11 protein-coding genes and 1 tRNA gene are annotated in these 14,267 nt (G+C 54.5%); 8 read left to right on the top strand and 4 right to left on the bottom strand.

Annotation, left to right across the window (positions count from 1 at the left end; all coding sequences use genetic code 11):
* Positions 1–26 precede the first annotated feature (26 nt).
* Entirely contained in the window at positions 27–1,418 is a 1,392-nt protein-coding gene (locus NB069_RS00405; RefSeq protein ID WP_039030184.1) for a nucleobase:cation symporter-2 family protein, read from the top strand.
* 119 nt (positions 1,419–1,537) lie between these two features.
* The gene (locus tag NB069_RS00400; RefSeq protein WP_250586860.1) at positions 1,538–3,241 is read left to right on the top strand and encodes an AsmA family protein; all 1,704 of its coding nucleotides are present in this window, start codon (positions 1,538–1,540) and stop codon (positions 3,239–3,241) included.
* Between the two features lie 204 nt (positions 3,242–3,445).
* Here NB069_RS00400 and yicI read toward each other — a convergent pair whose 3' ends face one another.
* Both yicI and NB069_RS00390 read right to left on the bottom strand, forming a co-directional pair.
* Positions 3,446–5,764 carry an alpha-xylosidase gene (gene yicI / locus NB069_RS00395; RefSeq protein WP_250586858.1) on the bottom strand — a complete coding sequence of 773 codons (2,319 nt, stop codon included), beginning with the start codon at positions 5,762–5,764 and terminating at the stop codon, positions 3,446–3,448.
* A gap of 12 nt (positions 5,765–5,776) precedes the next feature.
* Positions 5,777–7,171 (bottom strand): glycoside-pentoside-hexuronide family transporter, encoded by a 1,395-nt coding sequence (locus tag NB069_RS00390; RefSeq protein ID WP_250586856.1) that lies wholly within the window; start codon positions 7,169–7,171, stop codon positions 5,777–5,779.
* Between the two features lie 284 nt (positions 7,172–7,455).
* Here NB069_RS00390 and NB069_RS00385 point away from each other — a divergent pair.
* Positions 7,456–7,550, top strand: a tRNA-Sec gene (locus NB069_RS00385).
* Positions 7,551–7,610: 60 nt separating this feature from the next.
* Positions 7,611–8,996 carry a hypothetical protein gene (locus NB069_RS00380; protein WP_250586854.1) on the top strand — a complete coding sequence of 462 codons (1,386 nt, stop codon included), beginning with the start codon at positions 7,611–7,613 and terminating at the stop codon, positions 8,994–8,996.
* 5 nt (positions 8,997–9,001) lie between these two features.
* Here NB069_RS00380 and NB069_RS00375 read toward each other — a convergent pair whose 3' ends face one another.
* Positions 9,002–9,193 (bottom strand): toxin-antitoxin system HicB family antitoxin, encoded by a 192-nt coding sequence (locus NB069_RS00375; RefSeq protein WP_250586852.1) that lies wholly within the window; start codon positions 9,191–9,193, stop codon positions 9,002–9,004.
* A 124-nt stretch (positions 9,194–9,317) separates the two neighbouring features.
* Here NB069_RS00375 and NB069_RS00370 point away from each other — a divergent pair, with 124 nt between their 5' ends.
* From NB069_RS00370 to NB069_RS00355, 4 genes are all read left to right on the top strand, one after another.
* Entirely contained in the window at positions 9,318–9,605 is a 288-nt protein-coding gene (locus NB069_RS00370) for a SymE family type I addiction module toxin (protein WP_250586850.1), read from the top strand.
* Between the two features lie 1,086 nt (positions 9,606–10,691).
* Positions 10,692–11,678: a TRAP transporter substrate-binding protein gene (locus NB069_RS00365; RefSeq protein WP_250586848.1), complete on the top strand. Its 987-nt coding sequence runs from the start codon at positions 10,692–10,694 to the stop codon at positions 11,676–11,678.
* A gap of 47 nt (positions 11,679–11,725) precedes the next feature.
* Positions 11,726–12,229 carry a TRAP transporter small permease gene (locus NB069_RS00360; RefSeq protein ID WP_250586846.1) on the top strand — a complete coding sequence of 168 codons (504 nt, stop codon included), beginning with the start codon at positions 11,726–11,728 and terminating at the stop codon, positions 12,227–12,229.
* Complete coding sequence (locus NB069_RS00355) at positions 12,229–13,530, top strand: TRAP transporter large permease (RefSeq protein ID WP_250586844.1); 1,302 nt, start codon at positions 12,229–12,231, stop codon at positions 13,528–13,530. Before NB069_RS00360 ends, NB069_RS00355 begins: the two co-directional genes overlap by 1 nt.
* A 62-nt stretch (positions 13,531–13,592) precedes the next feature.
* Here NB069_RS00355 and NB069_RS00350 read toward each other — a convergent pair whose 3' ends face one another.
* Positions 13,593–14,030 carry an acetyltransferase gene (locus NB069_RS00350; RefSeq protein ID WP_250586842.1) on the bottom strand — a complete coding sequence of 146 codons (438 nt, stop codon included), beginning with the start codon at positions 14,028–14,030 and terminating at the stop codon, positions 13,593–13,595.
* Positions 14,031–14,267 lie beyond the last annotated feature (237 nt).

The raw sequence follows: 14,267 nt of genomic DNA, 5'->3' as shown, positions 1-14,267 counted from the left end.
CGCTTTTCCTCCAGGGGTCGCAGCAGATGTCCGTTAACGCCGTTGAACAGCAGGATGCGCAACCGATTGCGCAGACGCAAAACAGTGAACTGATTTACCGTCTTGAAGATCGTCCGCCGCTGGCGCAGACCTTGTTCGCCGCCTGTCAGCACCTGCTGGCCATGTTTGTGGCCGTTATTACTCCCGCTCTGCTGATCTGCCAGGCGCTCGGATTACCGGCGCAGGACACGCAACACATCATCAGCATGTCGCTGTTTGCCTCGGGCGTGGCGTCCATCATTCAGATTAAAGCCTGGGGCCCGGTGGGCTCCGGTCTGCTGTCGATTCAGGGCACCAGCTTTAACTTTGTCGCCCCGCTGATCATGGGCGGCACAGCGCTGAAAACCGGCGGCGCGGATGTGCCAACGATGATGGCGGCGCTGTTCGGTACCCTGATGCTGGCGAGCTGCACCGAAATGGTCATCTCCCGTGTTCTTCACCTGGCGCGCCGCATCATTACCCCGCTGGTTTCCGGCGTGGTGGTGATGATTATCGGCCTGTCGCTGATTCAGGTAGGCCTGACCTCCATCGGCGGCGGCTATGCGGCGATGAACGACCACACCTTCGGCGCACCGAAAAACCTGCTGCTGGCGGGCATCGTGCTGGCAATCATTATTTTGCTTAACCGTCAGCGCAACCCGTACCTGCGCGTCGCGTCGCTGGTGATTGCCATGGCCGCAGGCTACCTGGCTGCCTGGGCGATGGGCATGCTGCCGCAGTCTGCTGCCCCGACCGACAGCCCGCTGATTATGGTCCCGACACCGCTCTACTATGGCCTGGGCATTGACTGGAACCTGCTTCTGCCGCTGATGCTGGTATTCATGATCACCTCTCTGGAAACCATCGGCGACATTACCGCAACCTCTGACGTCTCTGAACAGCCGGTCTCTGGTCCGCTGTACATGAAGCGCCTGAAGGGCGGCGTGCTGGCAAACGGCCTGAACTCTTTTGTCTCCGGCGTGTTCAATACCTTCCCGAACTCCTGCTTCGGCCAGAACAACGGTGTGATCCAGCTGACCGGCGTTGCCAGCCGCTACGTGGGCTTTGTCGTGGCGCTGATGCTGATCGTGCTCGGCCTGTTCCCGGCAGTGAGCGGCTTTGTGCAGCACATCCCTGAGCCGGTACTGGGTGGTGCAACGCTGGTGATGTTTGGCACCATCGCGGCATCGGGCGTGCGTATCGTCTCCCGCGAGCCGCTGAACCGCCGCGCTATCATGATCATTGCCCTGTCGCTGGCGGTGGGTCTGGGTGTTTCTCAGCAGCCGCTGATCCTGCAGTTCGCCCCGGACTGGGTGAAGAACCTGCTCTCTTCCGGCATCGCCGCCGGCGGGATCACCGCTATCGTCCTGAACCTGATTTTCCCGCCAGAAAAAAACTGATCCCCTTTCACGGCAGCAGGCAACTGCTGCCGTGACACGTAATTACACCATTCCCGCCTTGAGCATTGCGTATAAATCGTGCATAACTCCTTTATGTGCGTTTTACGTGATGGAAGACCATGAAATTTATTGGAAAGCTTCTCGTCGGTATTCTGGCCGTCCTGCTTATTGCGATCCTCGCGCTCTATATCCTTGTCCAGACCCGCTGGGGCGCAGCGCAGGTCAGCAACTGGATCACGGTAAACACCGATTACGAACTCAACTTCGACCTGATGGATCACCGCTTCTCGTCCCCCACACACCTGGTGCTGAAAAACGTCACCTTCGGGCGCGATGGCCAGCCCGCGACGCTGGTCGCAAAAATGGTGGATATTGGCGTGAGCAGCCGCCAGCTCACCGATCCGCTGCACATGGATACCATCACCCTGTTTGACGGCACGCTGAACCTCTCCCCGCAGACCGCACCTCTTCCTTTTAAGGCCGATCGTCTGCTGCTGAATAACATGGCGTTTAACAGCCCGAATACCGCGTGGGACCTGAGCGCCCAGAAGGTGACCGGCGGCGTGCGGCCCTGGGATCCTGAAGCAGGTAACGTGCTGGGCAAAAAAGCCCAGATCCAGATCAGCGCCGGGTCGCTGACGCTGAACGGCGTTCCGGCCAGTAACGTGCTGATTGAAGGCGAGCTGAGCGATAAAGAGGTGGTGCTGACCACCATCGGCGCAGATATGGCCCGGGGCTCGCTCACCGGCACCGCGCGCCGCGACGCCAACGGCGGCTGGAAGGTGGACAACATGCGCCTGAACGACATCCGCCTGCAGAGCGATAAATCCCTGGCCGACTTCTTTGCCCCCATCACCACCCTGCCGTCGTTGCAGATTGGCCGCCTCGATGTGACCGACGCCAGCCTGCAGGGGCCGGACTGGGCGGTAACCGATCTCGATTTAAATCTGCGCAACCTGACCCTTATCCAGGGCGACTGGGAGAGTGAGGACGGTCGCCTGTCGATGAACGCGAGTGAATTTATCTACGGTTCACTGCATCTGTTCGACCCGATCCTGAACGCCGAATTCGCCCCGCAGGGGATCGCCCTGCGCCAGTTCACCTCGCGCTGGGAAGGCGGGATGGTGCGCACCTCCGGCAACTGGTTGCGCAGCGGTAAAGCGCTGGTGCTGGATGATGTCGCCGTCGCCGGGCTGGAATACACCCTGCCGGAGAACTGGAAAACCCAGTGGATGACGACCCTGCCGGAGTGGCTGAACAGCGTCACGCTGCGTAAATTTGGCCTGAGCCGTAACCTGGTGATCGACGTCGATACTGATTTCCCGTGGCAGATCACCTCCCTGGACGGTTACGGCACCAACCTGCAGCTGGCGAAAGATCGTGAGTGGGGCGTATGGGCGGGCACCGCCACGCTGAACGGCGCGGCCGCCACCTTTAACCGCGTGGACGTGCGCCGTCCGTCGCTGACGCTCTCGGCTAACGCCTCGACAATTTCCATCAGCGAACTGAGCGCCTTTACGGAGAAAGGCATTCTGGAGGCAAAAGCGACGGTATCGCAGACGCCGGTGCGCCAGACGTCCGTCAACCTGACCGGGCGCGGCGTCCCCTTGAACGTGATCCAGCAGTGGGGCTGGCCGGCGCTGCCGGTGACCGGCGACGGCAATATTCAGCTCACCGCCAGCGGCAACGTGCAGAAGGATTCCCCGTTGAAACCGACGGTCAACGGCAGGCTTAGCGCAATAAATATGGATAAACAGCAGGTGACGCAGACAATGACGGGCGGGGCGGTGAGTACGGTTGAGCAGCCGGTTGCTTCACCCTAGTGGCTCCGGACAACGCCGGGTGGCGGCTTCACCTTACCCGGCCTACAAAAACCACAGCTTGCACGATCCGTAGGCCCGGTAAGCGCAGCGTCACCGGGCATCAGACCGCACTGCATCGCCGGGTGGCGGCTTCGCCTTACCCGGCCTACAAAACCACATTGCAGGCCCGGTAAGCGTAGCGCCACCGGGCGTTTAACAGACCGCTCAGAGGTGAATCACCACCTCGTTCCCCTCCGCTTTCACCACTACGCCCCACTCGCTGCCGACGTTTGACCCTCCTTTTACCCCGCCGATCCGCTGCACATTGCGCAAACAGACTGACCAGCCCCGCGCCTCGCCGCTCCCTTTTAACGTCAGGGTATCGCCGGTGCGCGTCGCGGTAAGCGTAAAGGCCACCGCGCCGTTTGCCGCAGGGACTTCGCTTACCGCCGTCGCGCCATCGGCCAGGTTAAACAGCTGGAAGGCGGTGCCTTCATTCCAGGCATAATCCGGCCTCTGGTCGTTGTTGCCCAGCGCCAGCAGGGTGTTGTCGCGCACGTAGACCGGCAGGCTGTGGAAATCATGCTGCTGTGTGTGCCAGCGGCTGCCCTGGATCTCATCGTTATGCCACAGGTGCGTCCAGCGCCCCTCCGGCAGGTAAAACTGCACGTCACCCGCCTCGCTAAACACCGGGGCGACCAGCACGGAATCCCCCAGCATGTACTGGCGGTCAAGGTAATCGCAGGCCGGATCGTCCGGGAACTCGAGCATCATCGCCCGCAGCATCGGCGTACCCAGCTCACGGGCCAGCGCCGCCTGGCGATAGAGGTACGGCATCATCCGGCATTTAAGCTGGGTGAAATGGCGCACCACGTCGCAGGACTCGTCGTCATACGCCCAGGGCACCCGATAGGATTTGCTGCCGTGCAGACGGCTGTGGCTGGAAAGCAGCCCGAACGCGCACCAGCGTTTATAGACGTGCGCCGGGGCGGTATTTTCGAACCCGCCGATATCGTGGCTCCAGAACCCGAACCCGGAGAGGCCAATGGACAGCCCGCCGCGCAGGCTTTCGGCCATCGACTCGTAGTTGGCGTAGCAGTCGCCGCCCCAGTGCACCGGGAACTGTTGCGCACCCACGGACGCTGAACGGGCAAACAGCACCGCCTCTTCTTCGCCCACCGTCTCTTTCAGCACGTTCCACACCAGCTCGTTGTAGATGTAGGCGTAGTGGTTGTGCATCTTCTGCGGATCGGAGCCGTCGAACCACTGCACGTCCGTCGGGATGCGCTCGCCGAAGTCGGTTTTAAAGCAGTCGACACCGATATCCACCAGGCCTTTCAGCTTGTCGGCGTACCATTTGCAGGCGTCCGGGTTGGTGAAGTCATAGATCGCCAGCCCTGGCTGCCATTTATCCCACTGCCACAGGGAGCCGTCCGGGCGTTTCAGGAGATAGCCCTTCTCTTTCAGCTCTTTAAAGACCGGCGATTTCTGCCCGATGTACGGGTTGATCCACACGCAGACCTTCAGCCCTTTCTCCTTCAGGCGACGGATCATCCCTTCCGGGTCCGGGAAGGTGACCGGATCCCACTCGAAGTCGCACCACTGGAAGGCCTTCATCCAGAAGCAGTCGAAGTGGAAGACGTGCAGGGGCAGGTCGCGCTCGGCCATGCCGTCGATAAAGCTGTTGACCGTGGCTTCGTCGTAGTTGGTAGTGAACGAGGTGGTGAGCCACAGGCCGAAAGACCACGCAGGCGGCAGCGCCGGTCGGCCGGTGAACTGCGTATAGCGATTCAGCACCTCTTTTGGCGTCGGACCATCGATGACGAAGTACTCCAGATACTCGCCCTCGACGCTGAACTGCACCTTCGACACTTTCTCGGAGCCGATTTCAAACGAGACGTTTTCCGGGTGGTTGACCAGCACGCCGTAGCCGCGGTTGGTGAGGTAGAACGGGATATTCTTGTACGACTGCTCGGTGCTGGTGCCGCCGTCGCGGTTCCAGGTCTCGACCGTCTGGCCGTTGCGCACCAGGGCGGTGAAGCGCTCGCCCAGGCCGTAGACGGTTTCGCCCACGCCCAGATCCAGCCGCTCAAACATGTAGTTGCGATCGGTGTTGCCGTCCTGCACGTAGCCGTTGTTTTTCAGCTGGCTGCCGGTGATGCGCTGCCCGTTCCTGAAGAAATCCAGCGACCAGAACTCGCCTTTGGTGACGCGCACGCTGACGTTACCGCTTTTCAGCTCCGCCAGTTCCGCGTTGTTTTCGATCTGCACGTTAACGTCTTTCAGGACGTTGAGGGGATAGTGTGGGCCGTTATTGAGCGCCCCCTGGAAGTGCTCGATACGCACCCCGACAATCCCCTCCTGCGGGGAAAACAGACGCACCGTAAACATCAGGCTGTCGAGCTGCCAGGCACGCTCGCGCACGTCACGCGGGGCGACGTACACCACCAGGTCATTGCCCTGCTGCTCCACATCGAATACCTGAACCGGATATGTCACGTTCAGCCCGGGTTGAATAAGCCAGTTTCCATCACTGATTTTCATGCTTTCGTCCTCTTAGTTCTGTAATTCTTTGCTGACCGGCAGGGTGTTAAATTCCTGCTCGTTACGTCGCGCGCCCTGCGCCAGGTCGTTAATGATTTTGACCAGGAATGGCGTCTTCAGGCTGTAGTAGCGTTTGGCGATCACCGCGCTCAGCAGGTAGCACGCGGCCGGTACAAGGGTAAACAGGGCGATGATGATGCTGATGGTGGCGCTGTTCTGGGTTTTGGCTGCGGCATCGTAGCCGCCGCCTGCCAGCATCCAGCCGATGAGCGCCCCGCCCAGGGCCAGACCCAGCTTGAGTACGAACAGCGTGCCCGCAAAGCTGATGCCGGTGAGGCGTTTGCCGTTGGTCCACTCGCCGTAATCGACGGTATCGGACATCATCACCCACTGGATCGGCGTCACCAGCTGGTGCAACACGCCAATCGCGAAGATAAAGCCGAACATGGTGATGCTGGCCTGCATCGGCACGAAGAACATCGCCACGCTCGCCACCGCCAGCAGGGCGTTGGTCCACCAGAAGACGCTGACTTTGCACTTCCAGTCGGTGAGCGGTTTCGCCAGCGCGGAGCCAATCAGGTTGCCGACGCAGTAGGTGGTGAGGAAGGCGACGAACAGCTCCGGCGAGCCCATGATCCAGGTGACGTAATACATCATCGCCCCGCCGCGCACGCAGACCGCCAGAATATTGAGGATGGTGAGCAGCCCGACGATGCGCCACTGGTCGTTCTTCCAGATATCGCGCAGATCTTCGCGCATGGAGGTGGTGCTCGGCGGCACCTGGATGCGCTCTTTGGTGGTGAAGAAGCAGAACGCCAGCATCAGGAACGCCACCACCGACAGCACCGCGATGCCGCCCTGGAAGCCGAACGCTTTATCCTCGCCGCCAATCATATTCACCAGCGGCATCATCAGCACCGTAGAGAGCATGCCGCCCGCCGTCGCCAGCACAAAGCGCCAGGACTGAAGGGAGATACGCTGCGTCGGGTCGTTGGTGATCACCCCGCCCAGCGCGCAGTAAGGGATGTTGACCACGGTATAGAGCAGAGTCAGCAGGGTGTAGGTAACGGCGGCGTAGATCATTTTGCCGTTCAGGCTGAGGTCCGGCGTGGTGTAGGCCAGCACGCAGACCAGGCCAAACGGGATGGCACCGAACAATATCCACGGGCGAAACTTACCCCAGCGGCTGCGGGTGCGGTCGGCGATCAGCCCCATACACGGGTCGGAGATGGCGTCCAGCGCGCGCGCCAGCAGGAACATGGTGCCGACGAACCCGGCGGGGATGCCGAAGATATCGGTGTAGAAAAACATCATGTAGAGCATGACGTTGTCGAAAATGATGTGACTTGCGGCGTCACCCATGCCGTAACCAATTTTCTCTTTGACGGATAAGACTTCGTTTTTCATTATTTTTCCTTCACGCGTAGGGGCGCTGAGACCGGTTACATTTCTTGTAAACCATCCCCTCCAAGGCAGGTATTGCGTTTTCTGGTTACGTTTTTACGATTCTTGTTTTTTGTGATCGCGGTAAAAGTGCTGACGGGGAAAATGTAACCTGAGGATTTTCCTAAGAATTAGCTTAAAAGAGGGGATACAGGTCAAAGGAGGGGTAAAAAATGTGTGCGAAAGGTTGGGGTAAATGATTGAAAGTAGATATAATGCGCCCCGCCTCCATGTAGCAATCGAGGCGCGGAAGATCGTCATCTCCGGTGAGGTGGCTGGACTTCAAATCCAGTTGGGGCCGCCAGCGGTCCTGGGCAGGTTCGACTCCTGTGATCTTCCGCCAATTCATATTACTATTCCCTTAAAATTTCTTTTTCAAGAAACCATTTCAAGGGGAAATGTGATGAAAGATAAAATATCTCTTAGCAAGGAATATAAACTCAATATTTGGATTGAAGAAAATAATATACCTTATGCAGGGAAATTAACTCTTACTCCTGAAAAAATATCCATCTACATTTGTGGAGAGGGTAGCGATTCCAGAGAGTTCCCAGATATTGGTCATTGTAGAAATTTAGAAAAACTCGTTTGTTATGAACGAGACCATACATTTACTCTTTTGAATTTGAAATTAATTACTGGTGGCTGGAGAACTATTCAATACTCCCCAACTTCTATTGCATTTCATGAAGTAGAGTTTGAAGCTGAATGCGTTTTTATAGGAGATTCTGGATGCGTTAATCAAGAAAAATATTTCTTATTTAATATAAAATCTGAATCTTTAAACAAATGGTTAGGCATTACAAATAAACCATCTGAAATTCAGAGTAAACTTGGCGTTTCTGGAAGTTTATTAAATGGAGATATTGACACCTCAGAATTTAGAACCTCTGTAAAAAATTTTGGTGTGTTTAGCTGTGATTATGATATCAATATTTTCTATGATATAACTAAATTTCAGTCTGGAACATATTATCCTCCATCGTTCACCTGGAGGCTAGAGAAACCTCAAGATGAAAAAGGCCTTTTGGTTGAGCTTAAAAAAACCTATCAGATATTTTCCTTTCTGGTTGGGGGGGATCTAGACATTTCAGAGATAAACCTAATAAAAAGGAATACCAGAAAAAGTATTGTTTTCTATTACCCGACAAAGAATAAAAATTCCGAGAAAATTACCATTTTATTTCCTTTAGGCAGAAATATTCAACAGGGTTACTCTTATCTTCCTGAACTCCCTCTTAATTTGTTTGAAAGCTTTTATAATCATGAGAAATATTCTTTCATAGAAAAATATAATCACTATGTACGTTTGCAGAATGCTGAAGAAAGATTTTTGGGATTTTTTAGATTATTGGAGTCAATGTGTTATGTTGAAAAGGAATTTCTTAATGGCAAATTATTGCAAGACACAATTTCTAAATACAAAGCAGAGATACATAATATTTTTAATGACAAGAAAAATGTTAATAGCTTCATAAAAAGAATAATCCATAGTAACAAGACAAAATATAACACAGAGAAATGTTTAAGGGGTTTTCTCTGTAGAATCCCTACTGAAATAAAATCTAACTGGTCTATTTTAGAAAGTGAATTATCTAATATATGTAAATTAAGAAATGATATAACACATGCCAATGAATTAATAGTAGAATTGGGCAAACTTAGAAAATATGAAAAATTTATAGAAGTTTTATTTTTACTTGCTTTTTTTGAAAGTGTAGATGTCCCATTTGATACTACAGCTCAATTTATTAAGAAGTTAAATGGCTATCATTTTATCACGCATTGAATATTTTACCCTTTAGGCTGAATACTCCGTTTACGTAATTCAGCCCTCGCCAGCTCCTTCAACCAGCTGGCGAGACTCACTCCTTCCTCCGCCGCCACAGCATCCAACTGCGCCTTCAGTGCCGGATCAATACGCATTTTAAACTGCGGGGACTGCCCGCCGCCTTTTGGTTTTTTTTCGCGCGCTATGATTGACATGAGGCCACCTATCCATCTAATCTGAACCATATAGGAGGCCACCTAAACCTCCTGTTTTATCAACGCCCCAATGTGCAGGAACACACGGGAGCATCTAACCTCACCAACTATCAAGGAGTTGATTATGGCTGATTCGCATTCTACCCCAGACACTACCGCAACCGGAACTGAGCGTACATTAATTGTGGGATATCGCCCGCAAGGTCTTGATCGCAGTACGCCAAACCTGAGACTTTCCGGCAAATGGCTGCGTGCGGCGGGGTTTGATACTGGCGATAAAGTGACGGTCAAAGTCATGGATGGCTGCATCGTGGTGATGGCGCACAATCCATATGAAAAGATGCTGCTGAGCGAATTAAAACAGGCGCAACAAAAGCTGAAAGGCATTGAAGGCGCCCTGGCTCTGGCTTAATAACCCGATAACGAACCCACAGCAACGAAGAAATTATTTTAAATCAGATAACTAATAGCAGCTCCCTGGTCCGGCTGAAAATCGCCGAAGCGTTTCCTGTAGGCCGGGGCGAGGCGCATGGATGCGCCGAGAGGGCGTGACCTACAGGGATGTAGGATCACGCCTGACCCGAAAGCCGGAAGGAATAAGCTGAGGGGACCGCGAAGCGGCGATTTTCTTTGCCGGGAGCCGGGATTGTTAAGGGGGCGCGATAGCCCCCTTAACACGTTCACGGGTGACGCGATTGACAGAGAAGCACAGAACATGAAGTGAACGGAACCACCATCTGAGTCGCATATTCCCCCTCACCCCAACCCTCTCCCCAAAGAGGAGAGGGAGCCGACCATGCCAATCCTTTTTTGTGGCGAGCTCTCAGCCCCCACCCCGAGCAAAAATGCATGGAATTAAATAAAGACATTGAAGGGGCACTTACTCTGGCATCACGACCAGGTAACAACCCCACAGCAATAAAGAAACCCATGAAATCGACTAACTAAGCGCGACTCCCTGGTCCGGCTGAAAATCGCCGAAGCGTTTCCTGTAGGCTGGGGCGAGGCGCATAGATGCGTCGAGAGGGCGTGACCTACATTCACGAGTGACGCGGTCTACAAAGGAGTGCAGAACGTAAGGTGAACGGAACCACCACCTGAGTTGCATATTCCCCCTCACCCCAACCCTCTCCCCAAAGAGGAGAGGGAGCCGACCGTGCCAATACTCTGGCATTACCCCAGTTATTCCTGATTAAATAATCGATATTTCCGAAGCCTCCCCTGAAAAAATATTTTACCTCGTTAATAATGAATCAACCCATCGGCTTTTCCTGTGTATTCCCTGCGTTATATTTCCGATATTAATAATTCGTACTGCATGCTTCGCAAATAAATTTAACTCAGCGCACAAAAAGCGACACAAATTCATTACCTGCGGAAAAAGTGTGACGCAGATTATCCATTGCTGTCTGACAACCAGGATAAGATGTCATACAGGACATGTTAAATCGTCATCAGATATAAACCATACTTATATTATTTCAGCATGGAGCACGTCATGAAATCACATTTATTCACCCGAACAATTCTGGGCGCATCACTGTTTGCATTGCTGGCAACCGGGGCATATGCAGCAGAAAAAGTCACGTTAAAACTGGCACATAACCTCGAACGCAGTCACGTTGTTCATCAGGCTTTCGAACAGATGGCAAAAGAGGTCAAACAACTTTCCAATGGCAACATGACCCTACGTATTTATCCGAGCAGCCAGATGGGTAGCGCCCGTGAAACCATGGAATTACTGCAAAACGGCGCGCTGGATATGACCAAAGGCTCCGCCAGCGATCTGGAGTCATTTGATAATACGTATGCCATTTATAATTTACCCTACCTGTTTAAGGATCAAGCGCACTTTAATAAGGTTGTCTTTGGCAGCGTCGGTAAAGAAATTATGGATGCCAGCAAAGATAAAGGCTTCTTTGCGCTTTCCGCTTATGTTGCCGGTACCCGCAGCTTTTATGCTAAAAAACCCATTACCACGCCAGCGGATTTAAAAGGGCTGAAAATTCGGGTTCAGGCAAGCCCGACGACCCTGAAAATGGTTGAGCTGATGGGCGGTTCCCCTACGCCAATCTCGTTCGGCGAAGTCTATACCGCCATGCAGCAGGGCGTGGTGGATGGCGCTGAAAATAACGTCCCGTCCTGGGTGCAGACCCGGCATATTGAAATCGCTAACGTCTTTTCTGAAGACGAGCATGCTTCCATTCCGGACTTCCTGGTCATCTCCACCAAAACCTGGAACAAGCTGACGCCGGAACAGCAGCAGATCCTCACCAAAGCCGCGAAGGACTCCGAGGCCTGGCAGCAGAAAGCCTGGGATAAGGTCGAAGCAGAAACCCGGGCGCAGGCCACAGCAATGGGCGGTAAGTTTGTTACCGTCGATAAAGCGCCGTTCCGCGCAGCCGTAGAGCCGCTGTACGACGATTTCAAAAAAGATCCTAAGCAGGCCGCCCTGCTCGCAAAATTCGAACAAGCTGCTGAATAACACGCCTCCGGGCCTGCCTGCAGGCCCGCTTCTCCAGGGAATAACCTATGATAATTAACCGCATAAAAACGCTGGTTGATCGCACCATTGCGGCCTTTTCCGTCGCCGTGATGATCGCGCTGGTGGTCTGCGTGGTGTGGCAGGTGTTCAGCCGCTATGTGCTGAACCAGCCCAGCACGATGACCGATGAACTGGCCCGTTACCTGATGATTTGGGTAGGACTCCTGGGCGCGGCGTACACTGTCGGGGCACAGCGGCATCTCTCCATCGATCTGTTCGCCATGATGCTGAAAGGCCCAAAGCAGCTCATCCTGAATATCGTTATTAACGTGCTGATTTTCCTCTTCTCAGGGCTGGTGATCGTTACCGGCGGCCTGAAGCTGATTGATAAAACGCTGGCGACTTCCCAGGTCTCCGCCGCCATGCAAATCCCGATGGGGTACGTCTATCTGATCCTGCCCCTGTGCGGCGCGGTAATGATGTTCTACGCCCTGTACTTTATTGCTACCGGCATTCACAGCCTGTCCCGGCCGCAGGAAGGAACTCACTGATGGATGGAATGATCGCATTAACCCTGTTCGGCACTTTCTTTGTGCTGGTGTTTATTGGCTTGCCTATTTCGTTTTCAATCGGCATTGCCACCTTCGCCTCGATGCTGTTGATGTTCCCGTGGGATATCGCGGTGATCACCGTCTCCCAGCGTCTGGCAAACGGGCTGGATAACTTCGCCCTGCTGGCGATCCCGTTCTTTATTTTTGCCGGAACGCTGATGAACAGCGGCGGGATCGCGATACGGCTGATCAACCTGGCGCAGGTGATGGTCGGCCGCGTGCCGGGCTCGCTGGGCCACGTAAACGTGCTGGCGAATATGATGTTCGGCTCAATCTCAGGGTCGGCGGTTGCTGCCGCAGCGGCAGTGGGCGGGACGCTGAATCCTATCCAGACAAAGCAGGGTTACGATCCGGCATTCTCAACGGCGGTGAACGTCTCCTCCTGTATTACCGGGCTGCTGATCCCACCGTCAAACGTGCTCATCGTCTTCTCCCTGACGGCGGGTGGCGTGTCGGTAGCATCGCTGTTTATGGCGGGTTATCTGCCAGGCATCCTGATGGGGCTGGCCATTATGGTGGTGTGTGCCATCATCGCCAAACGCCGCAACTATCCGCTCTCTGAACGCCCGACCTGCGCCCAGGCGGCGAAAGCGCTTCTGGACGCCCTGCCAAGCCTGCTGCTGGTGGTTATCGTGATGGGCGGTATTCTGGGCGGCGTGTTTACCGCCACGGAAGCCTCAGCGATTGCGGTGGTGTATACCTTTATCCTGTCGGTGTTGATCTACCGTGAGGTGAAGTGGCATCAGCTGCCGAAGCTGATTCTGGAATCAGTGGTCACGACGTCTATCGTATTGTTGCTGATTGGTTTCTCGGTAGGCATGTCATGGGCAATGACCAACGCCGATATCCCGTACATGATAAGCGACACGCTGATGGGGATTTCGGATAACCCGCTGGTGATCCTGTTGCTGATTAACATCGTGCTGTTAATTGTCGGCATCTTCATGGATATGACGCCTGCGGTACTGATCTTCACGCCGATTTTCCTGCCTATCGCCCAGGAGCTGGGGATGGACCCGGTGCACTTCGGCATCATGATGGTGGCGAACCTGTGCATCGGCCTGCTGACGCCGCCGGTGGGTAGCGCCCTGTTCGTCGGCTGTTCGATCTCAGGAGTGAAAATTCAGCACCTGATCAAGCCGCTGCTGCCGTTCTATGCCGCTCTGCTGATTGCGCTGATGCTCATCACCTATATCCCGCAGATTTCCCTGTTTATTCCACAGGCGCTGGGGCTGATGTAATCCGCAATCAGCCATTTTGTAAGCCGGGTAAGGCGACATCGCCACCCGGCGTTGTGCGGGAATTAGCCCTCGTACCGCATATGCAATAACGGGAACGGATTGCCCTGCCCGTCCAGCTCCGACCGCCCGGTCTGCACAAACCCCATATGCTGATAAAACCCGACGCCCTGCGGGTTTTGCTCGTTAACATCCACTTCGTTGGCACCGAGATGCTCAATGGCGTAAGTGAGCAGGTATTTACCCACGCCTTTTCCCCGGCTTGCATCGTCGACAAAGAGCATCTCAATGCGGTTCTCATCCACGCCTAAAAAGCCGTGAATCACACCGGTTTCGTCCCGGGCAATGACAACCTTTAAGTTCGGCAGATAAGCATTGAGCAGCAACGGACGCAGGGCCGCGATATCGCTCTCCTGCAAAAAGTGGTGGGTAGCGCGAACGGAGGACTCCCAGATCGCGACGAGACGTTCAAATTGCGAGGGTACTGCGGATTCGATTTTCATGATGCGATCATGATTGAGCAATGGATTTCAATCAAGCGGTGAATATTGCGTATATATTTTACCTCGCCCTAAACCCGTACCTCCATCAGCGCATACATCCCGTCTTTCGGCACAATGACCGTCACGTTTTTCCCGGAATGCCCACCGCCAGATGGATGTCCTGAAGCTGTAGCCGGGTGCGCCGCAGAACATATTGCAGGAAGGTCACCGCTGGACTGCTTTTCAAGTATGGGCGGC

The organism is Leclercia adecarboxylata, assembly GCF_023639785.1.
GTDB classification, from domain to species: domain Bacteria; phylum Pseudomonadota; class Gammaproteobacteria; order Enterobacterales; family Enterobacteriaceae; genus Enterobacter; species Enterobacter adecarboxylatus_D.
This window is presented reverse-complemented; position numbering and strand designations above follow the sequence as displayed.

What these genes read in the sequence shown, in the direction of transcription:
- NB069_RS00405 (WP_039030184.1), top strand. Translation starts at nt 27, where the DNA reads ATGTCCGTTAACGCCGTTGAACAGCAGGATGCGCAACCGATTGCGCAG.
- NB069_RS00360 (WP_250586846.1), top strand. Translation starts at nt 11,726, where the DNA reads ATGATAATTAACCGCATAAAAACGCTGGTTGATCGCACCATTGCGGCC.
- NB069_RS00400 (WP_250586860.1), top strand. Translation starts at nt 1,538, where the DNA reads ATGAAATTTATTGGAAAGCTTCTCGTCGGTATTCTGGCCGTCCTGCTT.
- NB069_RS00355 (WP_250586844.1), top strand. Translation starts at nt 12,229, where the DNA reads ATGGATGGAATGATCGCATTAACCCTGTTCGGCACTTTCTTTGTGCTG.
- NB069_RS00375 (WP_250586852.1), bottom strand. Translation starts at nt 9,193, where the DNA reads ATGTCAATCATAGCGCGCGAAAAAAAACCAAAAGGCGGCGGGCAGTCC.
- NB069_RS00380 (WP_250586854.1), top strand. Translation starts at nt 7,611, where the DNA reads ATGAAAGATAAAATATCTCTTAGCAAGGAATATAAACTCAATATTTGG.
- NB069_RS00390 (WP_250586856.1), bottom strand. Translation starts at nt 7,171, where the DNA reads ATGAAAAACGAAGTCTTATCCGTCAAAGAGAAAATTGGTTACGGCATG.
- NB069_RS00370 (WP_250586850.1), top strand. Translation starts at nt 9,318, where the DNA reads ATGGCTGATTCGCATTCTACCCCAGACACTACCGCAACCGGAACTGAG.
- NB069_RS00350 (WP_250586842.1), bottom strand. Translation starts at nt 14,030, where the DNA reads ATGAAAATCGAATCCGCAGTACCCTCGCAATTTGAACGTCTCGTCGCG.
- NB069_RS00365 (WP_250586848.1), top strand. Translation starts at nt 10,692, where the DNA reads ATGAAATCACATTTATTCACCCGAACAATTCTGGGCGCATCACTGTTT.
- yicI (WP_250586858.1), bottom strand. Translation starts at nt 5,764, where the DNA reads ATGAAAATCAGTGATGGAAACTGGCTTATTCAACCCGGGCTGAACGTG.